The 25638-nt window shown below is 50.4% G+C and carries 24 protein-coding genes and 1 tRNA gene; 2 read left to right on the top strand and 23 right to left on the bottom strand.

Features of this window, described 5'->3' with window-relative positions; translation table 11 throughout:
- Positions 1–35 precede the first annotated feature (35 nt).
- Together FYJ65_RS05310 and FYJ65_RS05305 are read left to right on the top strand one after the other, a co-directional pair.
- Positions 36–1448 (top strand): UDP-N-acetylmuramoyl-L-alanyl-D-glutamate--2,6-diaminopimelate ligase, encoded by a 1413-nt coding sequence (locus FYJ65_RS05310; protein WP_154554320.1) that lies wholly within the window; start codon positions 36–38, stop codon positions 1446–1448.
- 51 nt (positions 1449–1499) lie between these two features.
- Entirely contained in the window at positions 1500–2330 is an 831-nt protein-coding gene (locus FYJ65_RS05305) for a hypothetical protein (protein WP_154554319.1), read from the top strand.
- Positions 2331–2479: 149 nt separating this feature from the next.
- On the opposite strand, the gene FYJ65_RS05300 is transcribed toward FYJ65_RS05305, so the two are convergent.
- The 23 genes from FYJ65_RS05300 to FYJ65_RS05190 form a co-directional block, all read right to left on the bottom strand.
- Positions 2480–2902: a hypothetical protein gene (locus FYJ65_RS05300; RefSeq protein ID WP_154554318.1), complete on the bottom strand. Its 423-nt coding sequence runs from the start codon at positions 2900–2902 to the stop codon at positions 2480–2482.
- A gap of 106 nt (positions 2903–3008) precedes the next feature.
- Positions 3009–4274 carry a serine hydroxymethyltransferase gene (gene glyA / locus FYJ65_RS05295; RefSeq protein ID WP_154554317.1) on the bottom strand — a complete coding sequence of 422 codons (1266 nt, stop codon included), beginning with the start codon at positions 4272–4274 and terminating at the stop codon, positions 3009–3011.
- 3 nt (positions 4275–4277) lie between these two features.
- The gene (locus FYJ65_RS05290) at positions 4278–5597 is read right to left on the bottom strand and encodes a bifunctional folylpolyglutamate synthase/dihydrofolate synthase (protein WP_154554316.1); all 1320 of its coding nucleotides are present in this window, start codon (positions 5595–5597) and stop codon (positions 4278–4280) included.
- Complete coding sequence (locus FYJ65_RS05285) at positions 5584–8271, bottom strand: valine--tRNA ligase (protein WP_154554315.1); 2688 nt, start codon at positions 8269–8271, stop codon at positions 5584–5586. Before FYJ65_RS05285 ends, FYJ65_RS05290 begins: the two co-directional genes overlap by 14 nt.
- Positions 8272–8336: 65 nt before the next feature.
- Complete coding sequence (locus FYJ65_RS05280; RefSeq protein WP_154554314.1) at positions 8337–9014, bottom strand: GTP pyrophosphokinase; 678 nt, start codon at positions 9012–9014, stop codon at positions 8337–8339.
- Between the two features lie 20 nt (positions 9015–9034).
- Positions 9035–9943, bottom strand: coding sequence for a bifunctional 5,10-methylenetetrahydrofolate dehydrogenase/5,10-methenyltetrahydrofolate cyclohydrolase (locus FYJ65_RS05275; protein WP_154554313.1), 909 nt, complete (start codon positions 9941–9943; stop codon positions 9035–9037).
- 58 nt (positions 9944–10001) lie between these two features.
- Complete coding sequence (locus FYJ65_RS05270; protein ID WP_154554312.1) at positions 10002–11306, bottom strand: ribonuclease HII; 1305 nt, start codon at positions 11304–11306, stop codon at positions 10002–10004.
- The gene (ylqF, locus tag FYJ65_RS05265; protein WP_154554311.1) at positions 11299–12162 is read right to left on the bottom strand and encodes a ribosome biogenesis GTPase YlqF; all 864 of its coding nucleotides are present in this window, start codon (positions 12160–12162) and stop codon (positions 11299–11301) included. Before ylqF ends, FYJ65_RS05270 begins: the two co-directional genes overlap by 8 nt.
- Before the next feature lie 103 nt (positions 12163–12265).
- Positions 12266–12607: a 50S ribosomal protein L19 gene (rplS, locus tag FYJ65_RS05260; protein ID WP_154554310.1), complete on the bottom strand. Its 342-nt coding sequence runs from the start codon at positions 12605–12607 to the stop codon at positions 12266–12268.
- 171 nt (positions 12608–12778) lie between these two features.
- Positions 12779–13657 (bottom strand): tyrosine-type recombinase/integrase, encoded by an 879-nt coding sequence (locus FYJ65_RS05255; protein WP_154554309.1) that lies wholly within the window; start codon positions 13655–13657, stop codon positions 12779–12781.
- An 18-nt stretch (positions 13658–13675) separates the two neighbouring features.
- Positions 13676–14212 carry an NUDIX hydrolase gene (locus tag FYJ65_RS05250; protein ID WP_154554308.1) on the bottom strand — a complete coding sequence of 179 codons (537 nt, stop codon included), beginning with the start codon at positions 14210–14212 and terminating at the stop codon, positions 13676–13678.
- Positions 14213–14471: 259 nt separating this feature from the next.
- Positions 14472–14855: a hypothetical protein gene (locus tag FYJ65_RS05245; protein ID WP_154554307.1), complete on the bottom strand. Its 384-nt coding sequence runs from the start codon at positions 14853–14855 to the stop codon at positions 14472–14474.
- A gap of 120 nt (positions 14856–14975) precedes the next feature.
- A complete protein-coding gene (locus tag FYJ65_RS05240; protein WP_154554306.1) occupies positions 14976–16649 on the bottom strand; it encodes an MBL fold metallo-hydrolase RNA specificity domain-containing protein in 1674 nt (557 codons plus the stop codon).
- Between the two features lie 37 nt (positions 16650–16686).
- Positions 16687–17229: a hypoxanthine phosphoribosyltransferase gene (gene hpt / locus FYJ65_RS05235; protein WP_154554305.1), complete on the bottom strand. Its 543-nt coding sequence runs from the start codon at positions 17227–17229 to the stop codon at positions 16687–16689.
- Positions 17216–17827 carry a ribosome biogenesis GTP-binding protein YihA/YsxC gene (gene yihA, locus FYJ65_RS05230; RefSeq protein ID WP_154554304.1) on the bottom strand — a complete coding sequence of 204 codons (612 nt, stop codon included), beginning with the start codon at positions 17825–17827 and terminating at the stop codon, positions 17216–17218. The genes hpt and yihA overlap by 14 nt, the downstream gene beginning before the upstream one ends.
- A 1-nt stretch (position 17828) precedes the next feature.
- The gene (lon, locus tag FYJ65_RS05225; RefSeq protein ID WP_154554303.1) at positions 17829–20168 is read right to left on the bottom strand and encodes an endopeptidase La; all 2340 of its coding nucleotides are present in this window, start codon (positions 20166–20168) and stop codon (positions 17829–17831) included.
- Between the two features lie 85 nt (positions 20169–20253).
- On the bottom strand, positions 20254–21492 hold the full coding sequence (gene clpX, locus FYJ65_RS05220) for an ATP-dependent Clp protease ATP-binding subunit ClpX (RefSeq protein ID WP_328603039.1): 1239 nt from the start codon (positions 21490–21492) through the stop codon (positions 20254–20256).
- A gap of 13 nt (positions 21493–21505) precedes the next feature.
- The gene (clpP, locus tag FYJ65_RS05215; RefSeq protein ID WP_154554302.1) at positions 21506–22084 is read right to left on the bottom strand and encodes an ATP-dependent Clp endopeptidase proteolytic subunit ClpP; all 579 of its coding nucleotides are present in this window, start codon (positions 22082–22084) and stop codon (positions 21506–21508) included.
- Positions 22085–22087: 3 nt separating this feature from the next.
- The gene (tig, locus tag FYJ65_RS05210) at positions 22088–23395 is read right to left on the bottom strand and encodes a trigger factor (RefSeq protein ID WP_154554301.1); all 1308 of its coding nucleotides are present in this window, start codon (positions 23393–23395) and stop codon (positions 22088–22090) included.
- Positions 23396–23429: 34 nt separating this feature from the next.
- Entirely contained in the window at positions 23430–24062 is a 633-nt protein-coding gene (locus tag FYJ65_RS05205; RefSeq protein ID WP_206157315.1) for a CYTH domain-containing protein, read from the bottom strand.
- Between the two features lie 141 nt (positions 24063–24203).
- On the bottom strand, positions 24204–25004 hold the full coding sequence (murI, locus tag FYJ65_RS05200) for a glutamate racemase (RefSeq protein WP_154554299.1): 801 nt from the start codon (positions 25002–25004) through the stop codon (positions 24204–24206).
- A 61-nt stretch (positions 25005–25065) separates the two neighbouring features.
- Positions 25066–25151 (bottom strand) — tRNA-Leu (locus FYJ65_RS05195).
- A gap of 131 nt (positions 25152–25282) precedes the next feature.
- Entirely contained in the window at positions 25283–25564 is a 282-nt protein-coding gene (locus tag FYJ65_RS05190; protein ID WP_154554298.1) for a DUF1292 domain-containing protein, read from the bottom strand.
- Between the last annotated feature and the right edge of the window lie 74 nt (positions 25565–25638).

The raw sequence follows: 25638 nt of genomic DNA, 5'->3' as shown, positions 1-25638 counted from the left end.
TACCATACATCTGAAATAAAGGAGTTAAAAATATTATGAATCTATGCATCGATTCCCGCAAGGTACAGGAAGGCGATATGTTTTTCTGCATCGACGGTTCTGCTCTGGACGGACACGATTTCGCAGAACAGGCGGTTGATAACGGGGCAAAAGTAATTATCTATGAACACGATATGCCGATGAAGGATCAAGAAGGTGTGATTTACATCAAGGTGCCAAGCACGCTGGATGCACTGAACGAGGCGGCGGCTTCTCTGAACGGATGGCCCAGCAAGCACCTCACCATGTTCGGCGTCACCGGAACCAACGGCAAATCTTCCATTTCCTATCTGATCAGCAAGATTTACACCAAATACAAGGGGGAGTGCGGATATCTGGGCACCATCGGCGGTCAGATGGAAGGAAAAAAATACGATGTTCCCCTAACCACGCCGGACATCATCCCACTGCAGCGGACGCTGGAGGAGATGCGCAGAGACGGAGCCGAGGCAGCGTCCATTGAGGTCAGCTCCCACGGTCTCATTCAGAAGCGCGTCGGTGCGGTGGATTTCGATTATGCCATCTTCACCAACCTCACCCGGGAGCACCTGGATTATTTCAAGAATATGGAAAACTACTTCCAGGCCAAATCCCTGTTCTTCCGGAATCTAAAGCCGACGGCCGTAGCGATGGTAAACATCGACGATCCGTACGGAAAGCGAATTGAAGAGCTGTGCACCGGCAAATTCATGTCCTATGCCATCGAACAGCCGGCGGATTACATGGCAAAAGATATCGTCTACAGTCCGGAAGGCATGTCCTTCACGCTGGTGCACGAGGGCAAGGAATATCCGGTCACTACCAACCTGCAGGTGACCTATAATCTGTACAACCTGCTGGCCGTTGCCGGCACACTGGATCAGGCCGGTCTGAATCTGGAGGATGTGATTCGGGAATTCGAGTACATCCCATCCATCCCGGGAAGAATGGACGAAATCCGTTTCGGTCAGGACTACCGGGTAATCGTGGACTACGCCCATACCGACGACAGCTACAACAAGCTGCTCCACTACGTGCGCCACGACCTGCCGGGCATTAAGCGAATTATCACCGTATCCGGTGCACCGGGAAAAAGAGATGCGGGCAACCGGGAGATTTTCGGACACTACTTCAGCCAGTACTGCGACTATTCCATCCTGACGGAGGAGGATTGCCGCGACGAAGCCCCGAAAAAGGTGGCAGATGAAATCGCCGCCGGCATGAAGGACGGATACCCTCACGAATACATCGAGAACCGCGCAGAAGCCATCCAGGCTGCCGTGGACATGGCGCAGCCGGGAGATATCGTTCTGGTGCTGGGCAAAGGTGCGGAAAAGTATCTGGACGGCACCACCGGAAAGCGCTACTGGGAAGGGGACGATGTGAGTGCCCGGAAGGCAGTGCAGAACCGCTTGGAGCGGGAGAAATAAGATAGGCAGAAAAAAAAAGGAGATGAGCCGCGGGCTCATCTCCTTTTTTGGTTGTGCGACAGCGGACTTGGTACAAGGAAACCCGCAAAGCCTTATTGTACCGTTTCGCTTGCACCAAGTTTCAGGGGCTTTTCGCCGCTGTGCGACAGCGGACTTGGTGCAAGGAAACCCGCAAAGCCTTATTGTACCGTTTCGCTTGCACCAAGTTTCAGGGGCTTTTCGCCGCTGTATGGTAGCGGACTTGGTGCAAGGAAACCTGCAAAGCCTTATTGTACCGTTTCGCTTGCACCAAGTTTCAGGGGCTTTTCGCCGCTGTGCGACAGCGGACTTGGTGCAAGGAAACCCGCAAAGCCTTATTGTACCGTTTCGCTTGCACCAAGTTTCAGGGGCTTTTCGCCGCTGTATGGTAGCGGACTTGGTGCAAGGAAACCTGCAAAGCCTTATTGTACCGTTTCGCTTGCACCAAGTTTCAGGGGCTTTTCGCCGCTGTGCGACAGCGGACTTGGTACAAGGAAACCCGCAAAGCCTTATTGTACCGTTTCGCTTGCACCAAGTTTCAGGGGCTTTTCGCCGCTGTGCACCTCTGCTATGGGCGTTTCCCCAAATTATCAAACAAAAGCAAATAAATATACAATTATTCCTGCAATTAATGAAATCAACAGTCTTATACTCACTAAGAATTTTGCAGGCACTAGTTTGCTGCTCCATATATACTGTATAAGTAGTGAAGCTAGCATACCAACTATCCAGGATAGAATAAATACAATAATCCCTGACTTATTTGTGGCATATGCAATTGCAAAAGAACATAACGTCATCACTACTACCGAGGTTATTATCTTATTTTTTTTCATTTATGCCTCCTCTATCGCTCGCTTGTAATATGACACTGCCTTTATTCTACACCAACACCATTTGAAAAAGAACCAAAAAACATCCTCTCTGCCGGTTTACCGGCAAGGAGGATGCAATCAAGTTTCCGCTATTCTATTTGAAGTTGTGAACCATCTTATTACCACAGTGCGACGATACTAGTTCAGAACCTCACACTCGTCAAAGTTGACACCAATCATCTCTTCCAGCTCTGCGCTGACACTTACAACGAAGTCGATTCCGTAATCCTTGGAAATCACTTTGATCTTCTCGATAAATTCAGGAAGTACTTCCAGAGAAATATCCGCATGCTTCATAATTCCATCCAGATAGAATTTCTCAATGTCGCTGTTGGAACTGATAATTCCGAAAATAAAACCGATGTACTCGCTTACATTTGTGATGTGAACGAAGTCCTCCATGCAGATAACACGAATGCGGTGATCCAGATCGTAAATCAGGCGGGAATTCTTGTTGATGAATACAACGCTTCCCTTGCACTCTTCCGCATCTCTATTCGCGAAATCAATCATGTTCTTTGTCTTTCCACTCCCCTTGTGTCCTACTAACAGTTTAACCATGGCAGTGTCCTCCTTAAATTTATTTTTGATGATTGAGTCATATGACAAATATGTCTTATGTTGCGTTAATTATACAACATCTTGTGTAGCGGTTCAATAACTCAAATTATTTTTCCGCTGCTTTTTCTGCATCCAGCTGCTTCACGACTTCGTCGATGCGGTGTGCCACCTTGATAAAGTCTTCTTCCTTGAATCCACGGGTTGTCATCGGTGCAGTACCTACACGAACACCACTGGTCTGCATCGGGGAACGCTTTTCGTTCGGAACGCAGTTCTTGTTCAGGGTAATGCCTACTTCATCCAGTGCGTTCTGCAGATCTCTTCCGGAGAATTCGTGATCCGACAGATCCAGCAAGAATACGTGGTTATCGGTTCCGCCGGTTACCACATTGTAACCCATCTTGATGAATTCCTCTGCAAAAGCCTTGCAGTTTACAACAACCTGATGAGCGTATTCCTTGAATTCCGGACGCAGTGCTTCTTCTGCGCAAACGGCTTTTCCGGCAATGATGTGCTCCAGCGGACCGCCCTGTGCATATGGGAATACGGCGCTGTCTACCTTCTTTGCCAGCTCTTCTCTGCAGAAAATCATTCCGCCACGAGGTCCTCTCAGGGTCTTATGAGTGGTGGTAGTGATGATGTCCGCATAACCGAATGGGCTGATGTGCTCACCACCGGCAACCAGACCGGCAATGTGTGCCATATCTACCATGAAGTATGCATCTACGCTCTTTGCGATTTCTGCGAATGCCGGGAAATCAATCGTTCTGGAATAAGCGCTGGCACCGGTGAGAATCAGCTTCGGGTGCAGCTCGTTTGCCTTCTTCTTCAGGTCTTCCATGTCGATGAATCCGTTTTCATCTACGTTATAGAAATGTACATCGTACAGCTTGCCGCTAAAGTTTACTGCGGATCCGTGAGTCAGGTGACCGCCGTTGTCCAGGTTCAGGGAAAGAATGGTGTCTCCCGGTTCCAGAACAGCCTTGTACGCTGCAAAGTTTGCCTGAGATCCACTGTGCGGCTGTACGTTTACGTGGTAGTCGGTATCAAATACCTTTCTCCACATGTCGCAGCAGTATTCTTCCAACTCATCAACGTAACGGGTTCCGCCGTAATATCTGCCCTTGTTTCCGGAATGTCTTTCAATCGGCTTTGCCGGATAACCTTCCGCATACTTCCAGGAGAGGCAGCTTCCGCATGCAGCCATTACCGCTTCAGAGCAGTAGTTCTCAGAAGCAATCAGCTCTACGTTGTTCTTCTGACGATTGTATTCCTTCTCAATCAGATCTGCGACTCTCGGGGAGGTCTTGCGGATTTCCGCAATGTTCTCCTGATTATAAGTGCTTGAATCGTTTCCGTTTCTGTCAAACATTTTTTACCATCCTTTCATTTGATACAGTATTCTCATATCTCCAATTAAGTATATCGATCCGATGAACAGTACAACATCATAGCAACCATTAACCGCTGTTGTGTATGCTTCCCTCTCATCAGGAATCGCAGTGCAATGGAACCCCTTCTCGGTCAGCTTCTCCGTCAGCACATCACACGAAAGTGCTCGCTCGCTGTGAGGCTCCGTAATGATGAAATCCGCATGAGCCGGTGCTTTTCCCAGCTCCTCTGCCATTTCATCGTATTCCTTGTCCTTGAAACATCCAAAGACAATCAAAACCTTTTTATCCTCGATTTCTTCTCCGTAATACTGCTTCAGCGCAGTAATTCCGGCCCGAATTCCGTCCGGATTGTGTCCGCCGTCGATGATGACCGCCGGGTTTTCCTTTTGAAGAAATTCAAATCTTCCCATGATTCGGGCCTTCTGCAGTCCGGCTCGAATATGCTCCTCGGAGACGGAGACCTTTCCTTCTTCACACGCTTTCAGCAGAGCCATCATCGCCGTAACCGCATTACGTACTTGATGGTCGCCCTGCATGGACAGGTGCAAATCCCGGTATTCTTTCTCTCCGATGGTCACATCGAACAGCATCTCCGGCCGCCGGGAAACAATCTTGTACTCCGAATCGGAGACGTCCAGAAATTCCGAACCTTTCTGTTCCGCCTTCCAACGGATGAATTCTTGCGTTTCCGGTTCCACACTTTCCGAAATCACCGGAATGCCAGCTTTAATAATTCCGGCCTTGTTCCAGGCAATTTCCCGAAGGGTATCTCCCAGAATGCCCGTGTGATCCCGTCCCACCTGCGTGATAACGGTGGAAACCGGATGCTCGATAGTATTGGTAGAATCGATGACGCCGCCCAGACCCACTTCGGAAATCATGTAGTCCACACCGTTGTCTGCAAAGAACAGGTAAGCAATCGCCGTCAGAATTTCGAACTCGGACAGGTATCCATATCCTTCCTGATTCAGCCATTCATTGTAGTTCAGAACCGCCTCCCCGTATCGGGTAAAGGCCTCATCGGAAATCAGGTGGTTGTTGATCATAAATCGCTCATTGTACACCATAACGTGCGGCGAAGTATGTACGCCCACCGTATATCCCGCTTCCTGCAAGATGGAAGAAAGGTACGTGGCCACGGATCCCTTTCCGTTGGTCCCGGCCACGTGAAAAATATTCAATTTTTCTTCCGGATTTCCCAGAAGGCTGAGAAGTCTTCTCATCCGGTCCAATCCCATCGGACCTTTTCGCGCAGTGCTGTCATGAATAGCATCAATAACCTTTTGACTATTCGTTGTCACTTTTCGCTCCCATAGATTCCAAACGGGCAACTACGGTTGCCAGCATTTCTTTATATTTTTCTTGTTTTTCCTTCTCCTGGTTTACGACCGCTTCCGGTGCCTTCTCCACGAAGCCCTTGTTGGACAATTTCTTCTCCACGCGGGTTACTTCGCCTTCCAGACGCTTCTTTTCTTTTTGAAGTCTTTCCAGCTCCGCCTCGAAGTCCACCAGATCTTCCAGCGGAATCAGGATTTCCGCACCGTCGATGACCGCGGACATTACATCTTTCGGCGCATCCCCGTCGGTGCCTTCCACGGTGATTTCCACCACGTTGGCAATCTTACGGATGATGTCTCCGGTACCTTCAATGGTATCCGCCAGGGAATCCGTCCGGACAATCATGTTCAGTTTCCGGCTCGGTGCCGCATCCGCTTCTACACGAATGTTACGAACCGCCTTGATGGCTGCGATTGCCGTTTCGATGCGAGCCGTCGCGTCCGGATATTCCAGATTCTCGTCGTACTGCGGCCAAGATGCCCGAATCAGCATCGCATCCGCACCGGTTTCCGATCCTTCTTTTGGAAGGAATCCCCAGATTTCCTCGGTAATGAACGGCATGAACGGATGGAGCAGCTTAATCAGATCCTTCAGCGTCTTCTGCAGGACATATCTCGCCGTCTTCTTATCCTCCTCGTCCTCCCCGTACAGTCTTCTCTTGACGATTTCGATGTACCAGTCGCAGTACTCATCCCAAATAACTTCATATACCTTCTGTCCGGCCAGGCCCAGCTCGAACTTATCCAGAGATTCGGTCACTGCTTTTGCGGCCGCATTCACTCTGGAAATCATCCACTTGTCCTCGTCCTGGAGAACGGCAGTCGCTTCATCTGCCATCGGCAGGAAATTGCCATCTTCATCCTGTAAATTCATAATGGTGAATCGGGATGCGTTCCACAGCTTATTGGCGAAGTTTCGGGAAGATTCCAGACGGCTGGTCAGGAATCGAGTATCGTTACCCGGAGAAATTCCGGTGCACAGCATGAATCTCAGTGCATCTGCACCGTACTGGTCGATGACAACCAGCGGATCGATTCCGTTGCCCAGGGATTTGCTCATCTTCCGTCCCTGTTCATCACGTACCAGACCATGCAGGAATACGTATTTGAACGGGATTTCGTGCATCGTTTCGCATGCGGAGAATACCATTCGGATAACCCAGAAGAACAGGATATCGTATCCGGTTACCATAACGGAAGTCGGATAGAAGTAATCCAGTTCCGGTGTCTTCTCCGGCCAGCCCAGTGTGGAGAATGGCCACAGAGCCGAACTGAACCAGGTATCCAGTACATCCTCGTCCTGATGGAAGTGGTGTCCGCCGCACTTCGGACATGTCTCCGGCATGTGGTCTGCCACCACCAGTTCACCGCATTCGTCGCAGTAGTATGCCGGAATCCGGTGTCCCCACCACAGCTGACGGGAAATGCACCAGTCATGAATATCGTTCAGCCAATTCAGATAGATCTTCTCAAATCTTGCCGGAATGTGCTCCAGCTCTCCGGAAGTTGCCGCCTCGATGGCCGGTTTTGCCAGCTCTTCCATCTTTACGAACCACTGATCCGACAGCATCGGTTCAATAGCGCTGTGGCAGCGGTAGCACTTACCCACCGGAATGACCATATCTTCCGTCTTAACCAGGTAACCTGCCTCTTCCAGCTCCTTTACCCACGCCTTCCGGCACTCGTACCGGTCCATACCTTCGTATTTGCCGGCCAGCTCGTTCATGGTGGCATCGTCATTCATGCAGCTCAGGATTTCAAGATCGTGACGGGCACCTACCTCGAAGTCGTTCGGGTCGTGTGCCGGCGTAATCTTCACCGCACCGGTTCCCTTTTCCGGATCCGGATACTCGTCTGCGATGACCGGAATCTCCCGGTTCAGAATCGGCAGGTATACGTTCTTGCCCACCAAATCCTTATATCTCTCATCACTCGGATGAACCGCAATGGCAATATCGCCGAACATGGTCTCCGGACGGGATGTCGCCACTACAATTCCCTCTCCGCCATCCACTGCCGGATAACGGAAATACCAATACTTTCCGTTTTCGTCCTCGTGCTCTACCTCTGCATCCGACAGGGACGTCTTGCAGCTCGGGCACCAGTTAATCAAGCGGTTTCCGCGATAAATCCAACCTTTGTTGTAAAGATCGATGAAGAATTTCGTTACGGCCTTGTTGCAGCCCTCATCCATGGTGAAGCGCTCTCTCCGCCAATCGCAGGAGTCGCCCAGCTTTCGGCACTGCTTCGTAATCCGGCTGCCGTACTCCTCTTTCCACGCCCAAGCGTACTCCAGAAACTCCTCTCGAGTGAATTCACTCTTGTGCTTGCCGGTATCTTCATAGAGCTTGTTTGCTACTTTTACCTCGGTGGCAATGCTGGCGTGATCGCTGCCCGGAAGCCACAGTGCGCTGTAGCCTTCCATACGCTTCCAACGGGTGAGCACGTCCTGAAGAGTCTGGTCCAAAGCGTGTCCCATGTGCAGCTGCCCCGTGATATTTGGCGGCGGCATTACGATGGTAAACGGTTTTTTGTCCGGATCCACTTCGGCGTTAAACGCACCGGACTCCTCCCAAGTCTCATAAATACGATCCTCAAAGTCCTTTGGATCGTATGTTTTCGCAAGATTCTTTTTCATTTAGTTCTCCTATCTTCAATCCGGCAAAAATAATTTCCGGTATTTCGCCATTTTTCGTACGGTCATCAGAAAACCTGATGCCGAATTCGCTCCATCTGTTCATCCACATCCGACAAGGTCTTCGCGCACTGGGTCAGCTGTTTCTGGATGTCCTCCGTCAGAGCACCTTTATTCTTATATTTCAATTCGTGTTCCAGGCTGGCCCAGGTATCCATGGCAATGCTTCGGAACTGGATTTCCACAGGTACGGTGGTCTTGCTGTTCACCAGGAACACCGGGATCGAAATGACCACGTGAAGGCTTCGATATCCGCTTGGTTTCGGATTCTTGCAATAATCCTTGATTTTAATCAAATCCACATCCGACTGCTTCAGGAGAAGTTCGGACATGGTGTAAATATCTTCCCGGTAGTTGCACACCACTCGGATTCCGGCGATGTCGAATACCTCCGCCCGAACCGTATCCAGGTTGTGAATCGGGTCCTCAATGCCGTAACGCTCCGCTTTATCCATCAAGCTTTCAAAGGACTTCAGCCGCGACTGCATGTGGTGAATCGGCACGTAGGAATGCTTCATCCGGAAATCATCACCCAGCACATCCAGCTTCGTGCTTACCTCGCGAATCGCCGCACTGTACAGCAGGTTGATGTCCATAATCTGCTGCTGAAGATCCTCATCTGTCTGGAGGTGTTCCGGCACGCTGGCGGACATATCGTCCGGTTTGTAATATTGGGTAAAGGTCATTGTATTTTACCTTTCCTTTTCTATTTGATATTTAAGTTTTTGATGTTCTCTTTCTTATAAAAATGCTTTGCGGCCTTCATTACATTCCGCAACAGCAGGGTGGTGGTCACCGTTCCCACGCCGCCCGGTACCGGTGTGTATGCCACATTTTCCGACCAATCGCAGGCAGTCAGTGCCTTGACATTCAGGTCCCCGGCCATCTTTCCGTCCGATCCGGTTCCCGCGCCGGCATCCACGATAATCTGTCCTTCCCGGAAAAATTCCGGTCCGTAGGATTCTATCTGTCCCGTCGCCAGAATCACGATGTCCGCCTCCTCACAGGCGGTCTTCAGGTCTTCCGGTTTCGTGCGGGTATGACACACCGTCACTGTCGCGTTGGCATTCAGCATCATCAGCATCAGCGGCTTTCCGATTCGAACGCTCCGTCCCACAATGGTCACTTTCTTTCCCTGCAGCTCCACATCATTCTTCTGCAGGATTTCCATGCAGGCCTCTGCAGTGCAGGCACAAAAATAATCATCCAAAGGTCTCTTCGCATCAAAAAGATTGGCATAGGATGCGTCCGTGATGGCATCGATATCCTTCTCCGGTGCCAGCAATCGTTTCATCCGAGCTTCATCCACAAACTTCGGGAAAGGCATCAGCATGATGATTCCGTGGATGGACGGGTCTCCGTTCAATTCCGCCAGTCCCTTCTCCAGCTCTTCCTGGGACGTTTCCTCCGTGTAGACTCGATTCACGCATTCAATACCGTATTTATCGGAGTTCTTCCGGATGGCATTCTCGTAATACACATCCCCGGAACGATCTCCCACTCGCAGGGTCGCCACCTTTGGACATACCCCATTTTCTTTTAACTTCGTCACATCACTTCGGAGCTGATCCGCGATGAGATCTCTCACCGGCGCTCCACGCAATAATTTGGCCATTTGTTCTACCCTTTCAGTGATTCTTCATAAAATAGACAGGACAATTATATCACACAGACTAAAAAAGTCCAATAGCGTCTTTTGCCAGACGGTCCGCCATCTCGTTATATTTTACCCCGGTATGGGCTTCCACCTTGATAAAAACAATCTTCATGTTTTTCCGGGCGTCCGCCACGAACTGCTTGTACTTTCGGGTCAGCGGGAGATTCGCCTTCCACTCGTCATCTCCCCACTTGCCGATTCCGTTGTAGTCGTGATAGATATACACCTCATCGATGTCGTGTTCTTGGCAATAGCGAATCGCGTTCACCGCTCCCATCACCTCGCCGGCAACGTTTCTCAGCTCCGCCGATGCCGGGTCGTCGTATCCGTGCTTCAAGGTAATTACTTCTCCTTTATACAGAATCACCACGCCGCATCCGAACTTGCCGGTGCGCACATCGAAGCTTCCGTCCACATAGATTTCCGCCGCTGTTTCCGGAATAGCCTGCACGTCCTGCTTCTTTCCCAGGTATTCCTCTGCTGCTTCCCAAGTGGTAAAGCTCTTGTACTCCGCACCGGGATATCCGGTAACCAGCCGCTGACACTCCTTCCAGGTCTGAAAGATGCCGGTCTCCCGGCCGGCCCGAACGGCATATACCTTCTTTCCGGTCATCTTCTTGGCCCCGATACGCTCCACCGCCTTGCCGCCGTGACGGCTTTCCAGATTCTTGAGAAAGCTCTTCCGATGAATCGGCGTAATGCCCTGCGCCCGAATTCCGTCGTAATGGGCAGCAGTGCCATACCCCTTGTTGCTTTCGAACGCATATCCGGGATATTTTTCTCCCATCTCCACCATGTAGGCATCTCGCGTGACCTTCGCCACGATGGATGCCGCCGCAATGGATACAGAACTGGCATCTCCGTGAACGATTCCCTCCTGAGGAACCGAAATGTCCGGCAATTCCAGGGCATCGATCAGCAAATGCTGAATTTCTGCGCCCGGAATCTTCCGGCCCAGCTTCTCATTGGCATCGTGAAAAGCCCGTACCATAGCACACTTGGTGGCCTCCAGTATGTTCATCTCATCGATTTCCTCCGGTGATGCGATGCCAATGCCGATGGCCAGCGCCCGATCTTGAATCTCTTGGTTCATGGCCAGCCGCCGCTTCTCCGTCAGTTTCTTGGAATCGTCCACCCCCGGCACGTGAAAATCCTCCGGAAGCACCACGCAAGCGGTGACCACCGGACCGGCCAACGGACCGCGGCCCACCTCGTCAATCCCCGCAACGTATTGAATTCCCTTTTCGTGCAGCACCTTTTCCTGACGGATCATCTCCTGAAAACGCTGCTCCATCTTTTCCAGGCGTTCTTGCTTAGTCATTCTCCGGCTCTCCTTCCGACGGCACCGTCTCCAGCGTAATGCGCCCCAGCTTTCCGCTCCGGAATTCGTCGATTACCGTCCGACCGGTGCGCTCGTAGTCAATTCTCTTTCCCGGCATCAGAAATCCCCGCTTAAAGGCAATGGCTTCCATATTGTCTAGTGTCTCTTCTTGTATTTCATCCAACTTATAGCGATTCTGCAATGATTCCGGATATCGCTTCTCCAGCACCTTAATCAGCTCGAATGCCAGATCCTGGGTGTCCAGAATTTCGTCCCGAATGCTTCCGCAGAAGGCCAGATACAGACCCACCCGCTGATCCTCGAACTTCGGCCACAGAATGCCCGGTGTATCCAGCAGCTGCATCCCGTTCTTCAGTGTCACCCACTGCTTACCTCGAGTCACACCTGCTTTATCTCCGGTCTTCGCACTCTTCTTTCCGATCAGCCGGTTGATGAGGGAGGATTTTCCAACGTTCGGCACGCCCACCACCATCATCCGGATGGAACGGTTCATCTGCCGCAGCTGATTCTGTTCTCGCTGCACGTCGTCCAAGATGCTGAACAGGCGATTGATATTCTCTCCGGAGCGGGCATCGATGGCCACGGTTTTATCCCCCTTCCGGCTAAAATAACGCTGCCACTTCTCGGTCTCTTCCGAATCCGCCAGATCGGATTTGCCCAGAAGTACGATTCTTCTTTTGTCCCCCACCAGTTCGTCAATAATCGGGTTCCGGCTGGAAATCGGAATCCGGCTGTCCAGCAGTTCGATGACCAGGTCCACCGCTTTGAGGTTTTCCTGAATCAGTTCCCGTGTCTTCTTCATATGCCCCGGATACCAGTTAATATTCTGAATCATTCATTTGCCTCCTTTTTCGTCGTCGCAATGGAAAATATCGGATAAAAAAGAGCATACCTTCGGCAATGCCAAGGTATGCTCTTTAATTTTCAGCAAATCGTTCTTATTTTGCAGACTTGATTCTTGCAGCCTTACCGGTTCTTTCACGCATGTAGTTCAGCTTCGCTCTTCTAACTCTTCCGCGCTTCAGCACCTCAATCTTTGCTACCTTCGGCGAATGCATTGGGAAAGTCTTCTCTACACCAATACCCTGAGCCAGTCTTCTTACTGTGAATGTTTCAGAAATTCCGCCGCTCTGCATCTTCAGGACATATCCTTCGAATACCTGAATTCTTTCTCTCTGACCCTCAACGATCTTAACGTGAACTCTTACGGTATCACCAACGTTGAATTCCGGAATATCGTTCTTCTTGTATTCCTTTGTGATCGAATCAATTACGTTCATTGTTATTCCTCCTTCCTTTCCAAGACGCTCGTGGTTTCTCTTTAAATAATAAATGTCGTTCCCGGCTTCTTAAGCCATGCTGTCAATTACCAGAGGACCGCCCGTAATAACTATCAAATTTTATCACAATGAGTGACTGATTTCAACACTTTTTTCAAAAAAATATTATTTCTATGCCCTCGGATGGGTCCGCTGGTACACGTCCCGAATCCGCACATTCAACACCGCCAGATACGCAATGCCTACGGACATATCTTCAAAGCCCATCAGTTCCTGAAGGGTCTTCAAATCCCCGCCGTTCTGAAGGATGTGTACCGCAAAGCTGTTCCGGAGAATCTGCGGTGTCATCCGCTCTTCGATATCCATCTCTTTACCGTATTCCTTCAGAATCTTCCAGATTCCCTGACGGGTCAGCGCCTGGCCTCGGAAGTTGATGAAAATGTAGTCGTCCTCTTCTCTCGGCTCGCCCTTGATTTCTTCGTAAGCTTCGTCCATATACTTCTTCATCGCGGCGTGAGCATAAGATCCAATCGGCACGATTCGGCTCTCTCCGTCGTTGTCCTTCAGCGTAACGAAGTTCATCCGCAGATTCATGTCCGAGAATCGCAGGCGCACCAGCTCCGTCACACGAGCGCCCGTTCCGTACATGAACTCCAGCAACGCCTTGTCCCGGATGCCCTTGGCAGAATCATCCGGAAGGGACAGCATATGATTCACCTCTTCCACCGTCAGAAACTCAATCTGGCGCTTATCGTTTTTCGCCGATTTGATTTTCTGAAAAGGATTGGTTTCTCGTTCCCCTTCATCGATTTTGTAATCGTAGAATGCACGCAGAGAAGAAATTTTTCGGTTAATCGTCGCCTTGGACTTACTTTCATTATTCAGTTCCAATATGTAAGCGGCTGCATCACTTTCCTTGCAGTCGTTCAAACTCTTTCCGCCGCGGCCCTCCAGGAAGACCTCGAAGGCTTTCAAATCCCGGCGATAGGCAACGAGAGTGTTTTCCGCCTTGTTTTTCGTATTCTTTAAATATTCAATGAAGGCATCCATCTTCGTCTCCTGTGTCTTCTATATTTCTCCTGCGGTTCGGGCAAAAAGAACTCCCACGATGGTCTTTGCGTCCTGAATTTCACCCTTCATAATCCGATCCACCAACTCGTCCGCCGTGTATTCATAAAGGTCCAAATCCTCTGTATCGTCGAAATGGGTCTCTCCCGGCGTCAAATCCTTGCAGAGGTAAATGTATAAAAGCTCGGTGGTGTATCCGCAGCTCGGGCTGATGGTGGTCAGATGCCGAATGCTCCCGGCCTGGTAGCCTGTTTCTTCCTTCAATTCCCGAAGTGCCGTGTCCATGGGATCCTCATCGCCGTCAATCTTTCCCGCCGGAAGTTCCAGCACCTCCCGCTCCAACGCCTTTCGAAACTGCCGCACCATGAGAATTCTGCCGTCTTCTTTTACCGCCAGAATCACCGCCCCACCGTTGTGCTCCAGAATATCCCGATAGGAGGTCTTTCCGCCCACTACCGTCACTTTATCTTTGCGAATTCGAAAAATCGGACCGTCATACACCACTTCCGATTGCAATGTTTTTTCCGGAAAAGCCATAAAACACTCCCTATATATATTAATCTCTTTACAAATAAGTTTTATCGTTTATTTAAATATTCTATCACTTTTTTATTCCGGAATAAAGCGTAAAACAAAAAAGTGGCGGCATTGCTGCCGCCGATACCCAGATGCACTCGCATCTTAAAATAATAGAAGTGAAAACAATAGAGACGTTACGTCATTCGCCAGTAATTTCGTATCGCCCTATCTGACAGCCCCATCATATCATAAAAAAAATTCCCCTTCAGTACACTTTTTACGGAATCAACCGCAGGTTTTCCGCCAGCATATAGATAAAACGCTGCTTCCATTTCTTCCAGGTATTTTCGTGGGCAGAACATGGATACCCGGTCCTTCGGGTCTGAATATTCTCGATGATCCCCTCCCTGTAAATCTCCGGAATCTCCATCAATGCCCGATGGATGCAGTCCAGTTTAAACATCGCCTCTGCCGCCACCGGACTTTCCTGCATTGCCGTATTTCCGTAGGTGAGCACATCCTCCGCCAGCATCTCCCGGCGAAATTCCATTCCGGCAATCTCTTGGAGCCGATTCATATCCTTTACCACCCATAGACACTGATAATACACTTCGCTGGGAAGAACTCGCTTCCGATCCTTCTGAATCTGATATTCCTTCATAACAAAACACCATCCTTTCGGCTCCATTGTATCGCCAAAGGATGGTGCTGTACATTCACTTGAAAAAGAAAGGACTGAAACCCTCAAAAAAAGTACTTTTTCCCGGGATTCTTAAACTTCTCATTCAGAAACTCGCCCTTCTTCCGCTTCCTCCAACAGCGTCGCTTTCAGGTTGGCTTCCGATTCCGCCAGTTCCTGAATGATGTTGTTGATTTCAATCAGCCGTTCCGGACTGATGTTCTTTCCGGTTTCCACCGCAGCGGTGTTCAGCAAATCTCCAATCGAACTGCTGAGTCCGGAAATCTTGTTCCGGAGGGCATTGATTTCATCCGCATCCAGCTGGAACGTGGATACCGGTTCCATATGAGTTCCTTCCGGCCGGCGTCCCGGAACCAGTTCAAACTCACTGTTCTGCTGTATCACAATCGGATGGATATCCAGATTCTCCCCCAGGTAAGCGGCAAAATCTTCCTTGGATTCCTTCTCGCCATGCACCAAGAATACCACCGGATGGGTAACGAAAGAGCCCACCCAATGCGCCAATCCGTCCCGATCCGCATGACCGGAGAAGCCTTCCAGATTCACGATTTCCGCATTGACCTGAATCTCCTCGCCAAAGAGGTTCACCGATTCCGCACCTTCCACCAATTTCCGGCCAAGGGTGCCTTCCGCCTGGTATCCCACGAACACGATGGAACACTTTGGGTTCCACAGGTTGTGCTTCAGGTGATGGCGAATTCGGCCGGCTTCGCACATGCCGCTGGCAGAAATGATGATCTTCGGTTTCCGATCGCTGTTCAGCGCCTGGGATTCCTCCGTGGACTGGGTAAAATGAAGATTTTTGAATTCCAGCGGATGATCGCCCTTATCCATAAACGCCTTGAAGTCATCGTCGAACACCGCCGTGTTCTTCTTAAAGACTTCCGTCGCCGCATTGGCCATCGGGCTGTCGATGTACACCGGAACGTTCTTCAGCTTTCCGTAAATCTCCGGATTCTCATCGTAAAGCATGTTCAGCTGGTAGATCATCTCCTGAGTTCGTCCTACGGCAAAGGACGGAATTACCACCGTTCCGCCCCGCTCCACCGTGCGGAGAATCACCTTTACCAATTTCTCGATGCTCATGGCGTTCTCCGGATGGAGACGGTTTCCATAGGTGCTCTCCATGATGACATAATCCGCATGGCGAATGATGGTAGGGTCCCGAAGAATCGGCCGGTGATTCACCCCCAGGTCCCCGGAGAAAACGATTTTCGTCTCCGCATCGCCCTCCTGCACCCAGAGCTCCGTTTCCGCCGATCCCAAAATATGGCCCGCATCGTTGAAGCAGACGTGAATGCCCTCACTCACCTCAATGAGCTGATCGTACAGAACCGGATGCACATAGCGAAGGGATTCCTCCGCGTCCGCCACCGTGTACAGCGGCTGAACCAGCGGCTGTCCTTTTCGTTCCGCCTTTTTGTTGGCCCACTCCGCTTCCTTCTCGTGGATATACCCGCTGTCCCGGAGCATGATCGGAAGAAGATCCGCCGTCGCTTTGGTGCAGAAGATGTTTCCGCGAAAACCTCTTTTTACCAGAAGGGGAATCCGCCCGCAGTGATCGATGTGTGCGTGACTCAGCACCAGACAATCGATTTCGGACGGTTCAAAGGGAAACTCCCGGTAGTTCAGGCGATCCTGGGCTTTCCCGCCCTGGAACTGCCCGCAATCCAACAGCACGTTTGCTTTATCCGTAATCAGAAGGTGACAGGATCCTGTAACGCCTTCGGTTGCTCCGCAAAATCTGATTTTCATTTCTCCGCCTCCTTGCAAGGTTGTCTGGAATTATTGTTTATTTTCCTTCGTTCTGAAGATAGCTGATGTACGGCAGGTTTCGGTACTTCTGGTCGTAATCCAGGCCGTAGCCGATGACGAACAGGTCTTCCACCTGGAAGCCGATGTAATCCGCATGGAAATCAGCGGTTCTCCGGGACGGCTTGTCCAGCATGGTGCATACCTTCAGGGTTTTCGGATGGCGCTCGTTCAGCTTCTCCAGCAGGTACTTGAGGGTGGTTCCCGTATCCACGATATCTTCCACCACCAGTACGTTCTTGTTGTACAGGTTCAGTTCCGTATCCATGGAAATCTTCACCACACCGGAGGTGGTGGTGCTGGAACCGTAGCTGCTGGCCTTTACAAAGTCGATGACGGTGTCCAGATCCAGGCACTTCATGAGGTCGCACAGCCACGGAATGGATCCCTTCAATGTGCCGATGACCACCAGCTCTTCGCCCTTGAATTCATTGCTGATTTCTTCACCCAGCTCTTCCGCTCTCTTCCGGATTTCCGCCTCCGTGAAGAGAATTTTTCCGATTACATGATCATTTGTGCTCATCTTCCGATCTCTCCTTGTTTAAAATCGACTCAATGACATCCAGCAGCTCCTCCTGTCCGGTGCGCTTCAGCGCCGACACCGGAATTACTGCATCTTCTTTTTTCATATTCAGCTTCTGCCGAATCTGCCGGATGGATTTCTGCTGCTGGTTCTTGGAAATCTTATCCGCCTTCGTGGCCACAACCACGCCGTCCAGACCGTAGTACCGAAGGTAATCGTACATCTGCACATCCTGCGCCGACGGCTCGTGGCGAATATCCACCAGCTGCACCACCTTCAGAAGACCCGGTCTCTTGCTGAGATACGCCTCCATCATGGCGCCCCACTTCTCCGTTTCGGAACGGGAGAGCTTGGCATACCCGTACCCCGGCAGGTCCACAATCCGGAAATCATCGTTCACCAAATAGAAGTTGATGGTACGCGTCTTTCCCGGACTTCCGCTGACCCTGGCAAGGGCCTTCCGGCCGGTGAGAAGATTCAGCAGGGAGGATTTCCCCACGTTGGACCGGCCCGCAAAGGCAATTTCATAGCGGTTCGCTTCCGGATACTGTGCCGGTTTTACCGCAACCGCTTCCAATTCTGATTTTGTGATTCTCATCCTAGTTCTCTTTCTCGCTTTCCTCCGAAATCAGCACCTCTCGGAACGCCTCCTCTGCTTTCTCCAGCAAGACGAATTCCAATCGGCTGCGCACGGATTTCGGAATTTCTTCGATGTCCGCCGCGTTATCCTTTGGCAGGAGGATTTTGCGAATCCCTTGCCGGTACGCAGCCAGCACCTTCTCCTTGATTCCGCCCACCGGAAGGATATTGCCTTGCAAGGTAATCTCTCCCGTCATGGCGATATCCCGCCGTGCCTTCTTTCCGGACAGCAGGGAGAACAGCGCCGTGCACATGGTCACGCCGGCCGACGGACCGTCCTTCGGGGTGGCACCCTCCGGAATGTGAATCTGAATATCGTTATCCTTAAAAACAGATGCGTCCAGACCGTACTTTTCCGACAGGGACTTGATGTATCCCATGGCGGTCTGCGCGGATTCCTTCATCACATCTCCCAGCTGTCCCGTGAGAATCAGATGACCGCTTCCCGGCATCCGCACGCTTTCAATCTGCAGGGTCACACCGCCCACTGCCGTCCAGGCCATGCCGGTGGTGACGCCGATTCCCGGTTCCAGATTCATCAAATCTTCCCGGAAAATCTTCGCTCCCAGATAATTTTCGAGATTCCTCTTATTTACAGTATACTTGTTTTTCTTTTCCGTTACAATTCGCTTTGCAACTTTTCTGCATACGGATGCAATCTGCCGTTCCAGATTCCGCACGCCGGACTCCCGGGTGTAGTACCGGATGATTTCCCGTATTGCGGATTCCGAGAAGGTGAGCTGGTTCTTCCGGATCGCATAGGACTTCAGAACCTTTGGAACCAAATAATCCTCAGCAATTCGAACCTTCTCCTCTTCAATATAACTGGAAAGTTCAATCACCTCCATCCGGTCCAGAAGCGGTCTCGGAATGGTCTGTGTGGTGTTGGCCGTGGTGATGAACATCACATTGGACAGATCGAACGGGATTTCCAGATAGTGATCCGTAAAGTCCTTGTTCTGTTCCGGATCCAGCACCTCCAGCAGTGCAGATGCCGGATCACCCCGGAAATCATTTCCCAGCTTATCCACCTCATCCAGCAGGAACAGCGGATTGTTGGTCCCCACCTCGCTGATGCTGTTGATGATTCGTCCGGGAATGGCACCCACGTAAGTGCGACGGTGTCCCCGAATTTCCGCTTCGTCCCGAACGCCGCCTAGGGACATTCGAATGAACTCCCGGTTGGTCGCTCTGGCGATGGAACGGGCGATGGACGTCTTTCCCACGCCCGGCGGCCCTACCAGGCAGAGAATCGGCCCCTGAATGGATTTGGTCAGGTGCATCACCGCCAAATGTTCCAGGATTCTTTCCTTCACCTTCTCCAGTCCGTAATGATCCTCGTTCAGAATCTTTTCTGCTCGTTTGATATTGATGTTGGTCTTGCTGGCCTCGTGCCACGGAAGCTCCAGAATCGTTTCGATATAGGTCCGGCTCACGTTGGCATCCGGACTCATGGCCGGCATTTTGGCAAAACGCTGGATTTCCTTTCGGATCTTCGCATCCGTCTTTTCTTCCAACTGCAGCTCATCCAGCTTCTTCAGCCACTGAGTCGCATCGTCATCCTCGCCGGTTTCCCGTCCCAGTTCGTCCTGCATTACCTTAATCTGTTCCCGAAGGTAATACTCCTGCTGGCTTCGATCCATATTCTTCATGACCTTGGTTTGAATCTTCTGAGACAACATCGCGATTCTCGTTTCGCCATTCAGAAGTTCAATCAGCTGTTCCAGCCGGCCGGGAATGTAATCGATTTCCAGCAGTGCTTGTTTTTCATCAAAGGAAACATCCAGATCCTCAGCGATGATGTTGGTGAGCACCGCCGGATCCTCCACGTCCTCTACCATGGCGCGGGCTTCCGCCGTACTTCCGGGATGAAGGACTTTGGCATACTGAATGAAGGCTTCTTTTACCGCCCGTACGTATGCTTCCAATTCCTCCTCATCATCTGCCGGCAAATCCTCCGCTTGCACGTAATCGCAGAACAGCGCACCGTTCTCCTCGTAAATATTCTCCAATCGGATCCGTTGACCGCATTCCGCCAGCACCCGAACGTAATCCGTGCGGCGAACAATCTGCTTAATTCGAATCAGCACACCGGTAAGGTAGCAATCCTCTCCGGACGGATCGTTTACTTCCGGGTTTCGCTGGGCGGACACCGCCACCAGACGCTCCCGGTTCATTGCAATTTCAATGGATTTCAGCGACTTATCCCGACCCACATCAAATCCTACCAAAGTATCCGGGAAAAAAGCCTTTCCCCGAAGTGCAATGTAAGGAATGTGCGTTCTATTTTCTCTCTCCATCTGCGCCTCCCTTTATCTATACAGAACAGGCGGCAAGAAATAACCCTGCCGCCTGATGTTTTCTTATTTCGCACCGTCTTCAGCGCTATTTTGTCTCTAATACCGGTTCCGCACCGTTCTCCACGGTATCCTTCGTGATAATGCACTTGGTCACATCATCCCGAGAAGGCAATTCGAACATGATGTCCGTCATCATCTTCTCGAAGATTCCCCGCAGACCTCTGGCTCCCGTATGCAGCTGAATGGCCTTGTTGGCAATGGCATTCACCGCATCGTCCTCGATTTCCAGCTCTACGCCGTCCATACGGAACAGCTCCTGATACTGGCGAATCAAGGAATTCTTCGGCTCCCGCATAATTCGAACCAATGCCTCTTCCGTCAGTTCCCGAAGGGATACGATCATCGGAAGACGACCGATCAGCTCCGGAATCAGTCCGAAACGGAGCAAGTCTTCCGGTTCCACCTTCAGCAGAATCTCATGGTCCTCCGTCAGGTCCACCCGATCCTCATCGGAATTGAAGCCGATGACCTTATTGCCCAACCGACGTTTGATGATGGTGGACAATCCGGTAAAAGCACCTCCGCAGATAAACAGCACATCCTTCGTATCGAAATGGATGAACTCCTGCAGCGGATGCTTCCGGCCGCCTTGCGGCGGAACGTTGGCAACGGTTCCTTCGATGATTTTCAGCAATGCCTGCTGAACGCCTTCTCCGCTAACGTCACGGGTGATGGACATGTTCTCGGATTTCCGGGCAATCTTGTCGATTTCATCCACGTAGATGATGCCCTTCTGTGCCCGTTCCAGGTCGCCGTCTGCCGCCTGGTACAGTCTCAGCAGAATGTTCTCTACGTCTTCGCCCACATATCCGGCTTCCGTCAATGCAGTGGCATCCACAATGGCAAACGGAACATCCAGAATTTTTGCCAGAGTCTGTGCCAGAAGCGTTTTACCGCTTCCCGTCGGTCCCAGCATCAGAATGTTGCTCTTCTGGATTTCCACGTTGTTCTTCTCATCGCCGGCATTCTCCTCCAAATGGCGGATTCTTTTGTAGTGATTGTACACCGCAACGGCCAGATTTTTCTTCGCCTCATCCTGTTCGATGACGTAGTCGCTCAGGAAATCCGCAATATCCTTTGGCTTCGGAAGTTCCTCCATGTGCTTCGGTTCCACGAACTCTTTCTCATCCAGAAGGGATTCGCACAGCTCGATGCACTCGTTGCAGATTGCTACATCCGGTCCCACGATAATTTTCTTGACTTGCGAGCTGGTCTTCCCGCAAAAGGAGCAGACCAGCTCATTGTTTTCGTTCTTTTTACTCACAGATTCTCCTCTATTACTTCTTCAATACCCGATCGATCAGTCCGTATTCCACCGCTTCATCTGCGTACATGAAATTATCTCTATCGGTATCCCGCTCGATAATGGAAAGATCTTTTCCCGTATTTTCAGCAAGAATATGGTTCAGACGTTCCTTGGTTTTCATCATCCAATCGGCCTGAATCTTAATATCGGAAGCTTGGCCCTGTGCGCCCCCCAGCGGCTGATGAATCATAATCTCCGCATTGGGCAGAGCATATCGTTTCCCTTTGGTTCCCGCCGAAAGCAGAACGGCCCCCATGCTGGCAGCCAGGCCCACACAGATGGTGGAAATATCCGGTTTTACGTAATTCATGGTATCCAGAATCGCCAAGCCGGCCGTCACCATTCCGCCCGGAGAGTTGATGTAGATATTAATATCCTTTTCCGGGTCTTCCGCTTCCAGGAACAAGAGCTGCGCCACCACAATGCTGGCCAGGTGCTCGTCCACCTGCTGGTCGATGAAAATGATTCGATCCTTCAGCAGTCTGGAATAAATATCGTAACTGCGCTCGCCGTTTCCGGTCTGTTCAACAACTACTGGAATTGTATTCATAGATTATTCTTCTTCCTTTGCCTTAGCAGCAACAAAATTTGCCTTCTCGAACATCATGTCGATGGCCTTCTTCATCTTAACATCCTCTTCGAAGTAGTGCAGGTCGTTTCCGATCATCTTCTTCACATCTTCTACAGACTGTCCGTACTGAGCAGCGAAATCTGCCATTTCCTTATCGATGTCCTCTTCGGTTGCTTCGATATTCTCCTGACGGATTACGGCCTTCAGCAGGATTCTGGATGCAACTCTCTTCTCTGCGTCCATACGAGCCTGGTCTCTCATTGCAGCCATATCCATTCCGGTGAACTTCTGATACTGCTCCAGAGACAGTCCCTGGTATGCCAGCTGCTGCTTCATTCCCTGAATCATGGTGTCGATTTCGGATTCTACCATGGATGCCGGAGTGTCTACGCTGTTCACGTCGATCAGCTTCTGAACCATGCTGTCCTTCATGATGCTGTCTGCTCTCTCGTCATCCTCTTTCTGCATTCTCTCACGGATGGAGTTCTTATACTCTTCCAGAGTCTCGAACTCGCTGACATCGCTTGCCAGCTCATCGTTAATTTCCGGCAGAACCTCTCTCTTAATCTCGTTAATCTTGCATTCAAAGAGCGCTTCCTTGCCTGCCAGATCCTCTGCCTGATAACCTTCCGGGAAAGTAACGTGAACGTCTACTTCCTCACCGGCTTCTTTTCCAACCAGCTGATCTTCAAAACCCGGGATGAACTGTCCGGAACCCAGCTTCAGGTCGAAGTTCTCTGCCTTGCCGCCGTCAAAGTGAACGCCGTCTACGGAACCGTCAAAGTCCAGAACAACGGTATCTCCCTCTTCCGTCTTGCGGTCGGTTACGGTTTCCATGCTGGAATGAGCCTTCTGAACTCTCTCCAGTTCTTTCTGGATATCCTCATCGGTTACTTCGTGCTCGATCTTCTCTACTTCCAGACCGAAGTAATCCTTTGCTTCAACTTCCGGGAAGCAAGCAACGGTTGCGGTGATTTCAACATCTTCGCCCTTCTTCAGCTCGCCCAGGTTCAGTTTCGGCTGATCGATAACTTCCAGCTCCAACTCGTTCAGAGCTGCCGGATAACCGCTCTGCAGCAGGTCGTTCAGCGCTTCATCGTAGAAGATATCTTCGCCATAGGTGTTCTCGATCATCTTTCTCGGAGCCTTTCCCTTACGGAAGCCCTTGATTTCGAAGCGATCCTTGTTGTTCTTATAAGCATTCACTACAGCATTTTCGAACTCTTCACCGGTAAAAACCATAGTAAACTTTGCATCGTTGCCTTCTTTTGCGATAAAAGTAGTTTTCATTAATATTCCTCCTGAAAAACGAACTTAATTTGTTTTATTTTTCCGGCTCGTCGTCCGGTAAAAATCCTCTTTGCAGCTTCGAGATGTTTTCCGGCTCCAGAGAATATTTCTCTGCCAGAGATTCTGCAATGTCCCGGAAATCTTCCGAATTTCCGTAGTACCATTCCAGCTCCATCTCCAATACGTCCTTGTCTCCGTTCAATCCGTGAATCACGCCCTCGTCGAAGGAAAGCGCACTGATGGAATTGCCGGTGTCCACCTTAATCAGCTTCCGGGTGAAATCCATTTCCACCTTCTTGTGAAGCTCCTTATGACCGGCTGCCTTCAGCAACACATCATACGCATCACTGGACTCAAATGCTTCAATGTTCGGATGCTCTGCGAAACGCTCATCCGTTATGACTAGATTAAATTCTTCTCTGGAATGACGTCCATTCTCCACGTGATTATCCCACTTAATCGTTGCTGTAATCCGATCGTTCTCATATCGAATTCGATACGCAATTCCGGATTGTCTCAAATCCATGTCGTCCGTATCAAAATACACGGCATGCATCCGAATCTTCTCCAAGGAATCCCGGTCTACATATTCATCCAGCATGGGATCGTCGATAATCTCCTGAATCAAAGATGCATCATCCAGACGATACTTGTATTCTGTTTCCATATTATCTCCCACTGGCCGCATCGCGGCAAAATATCAACAATATCAAGTAATTCTACATAAAAAAGCCATTATTGTCAATGGATAGGGCTCAATCTTGCACACATCCATTCCATAAAATGACTTTTTTGGGGATAATCCCCCTTATTCTTCCATTTTTTTCAGTTTTATCCTGGAATTTTTTCCCTCTGTCAGCCGATCCGTCATCCGGATAAAGTTATCCGACAGGTCACTGGCATAGAACCGGTCCTCCTCGGTCCGCTGCTCGGCAAACTGATCCCGAGCCGCCAGCACCTCCTCCACCTCATCGATGACCGCTTCGGAAGAGCTGATCAGATTCATGTTGGGGTAGATTCGCTTCAGATTATCCGCAATCATCGGATAATGGGTGCATCCCAGAATCAGATGATTAAATCCGTTTTCCCGAACGAAATCGTCCATGTAGTAGCGGATGGTCAAATCCATAATTTCGTTGTCGATGATGCCTTCTTCAATCAGCGGCACGAACGCCGGGCAAGCCAGGCTGCTGGTCCGAATGGACGGATCCAGGTTGTGCAGCAGCCGCGCATAGACATCACTCTGAATGGTCGCTTTGGTAGCGATGATTCCCACATTCGGACAGTGGCTCTGCACCACCTTCCGAACCGTCGGTTCGATGACGCCGATAATCGGCAGTTCCGGGTGCTGCTGCCGCAAATCATCCAACGCCAGGGAAGTCACGGTGTTGCAGGCAATCACCACCATTTTCACATCCTTGCTCACCAGATAGTCCACAATCTGGGAAGCGAACTTTCGAATTGTCTCCGGGGACTTGGATCCGTAAGGGGTTCTCGCCGTGTCCCCATAATATATCACCCGTTCTTTCGGCAGCCGGCTCTGCAGTGCAGATACGCTGGTAAGGCCGCCCAGTCCGGAGTCAAAAAAACCAATCGGTCTGTTATCCATTTATTTCTTATTTTCCTCCGATAAAAGTAAAAAGCGATATTCCGCAGAATATCGCTTTTCTTGGTGCGGATGGTGGGACTCGAACCCACATGATTTGTGGTCACACGGACCTGAACCGTGCGCGTCTGCCAATTCCGCCACATCCGCAGATTTATTTTTCTGAGTTGTTTCTTTCACAACTCACAATAGTTATTATACACACTTTAGGGTGGCTTGTAAACCCCTTTTTTAAAAAAGTTTTTTGCGCCGCTTTGAAACGGCGCAAAAGCCTTATTTCATTACTGCATCATCAGACGATCGAATTCCTCAACCGCTGCGCCGAACTCCTCTTCACTCTCGATTTCAACCAAATCGAACGTGTCGTCACCGTTGTCCTTATATCCGTAAATATATACATCATCGGTGCCATCATCCGGCTCCAGTGCAATGTATTCCTTTCCGTTCAGATCGAATACACCTGTAATGTAGCACTCCACTACTGTACCGTCATCAAATTCCAGTGTGATGAAATCATCTTCAGTTTCTTCTTCCAGCAGCTCTTTGTTCTGATCTTCCGCCATTTCGCTACTCTCCTTACCTTCAACATAAATGTAATTTCCCGATCCACCTTCCTTCCGGAGAGATAAATCGTAAT

The sequence above is a fragment of the Mogibacterium kristiansenii genome, from assembly GCF_009695905.1.
Classification (GTDB): domain Bacteria; phylum Bacillota; class Clostridia; order Peptostreptococcales; family Anaerovoracaceae; genus Mogibacterium_A; species Mogibacterium_A kristiansenii.
The sequence above is the reverse complement of the archived record's forward strand: the minus strand, read 5'-3'. Positions and strand labels throughout refer to the sequence as shown.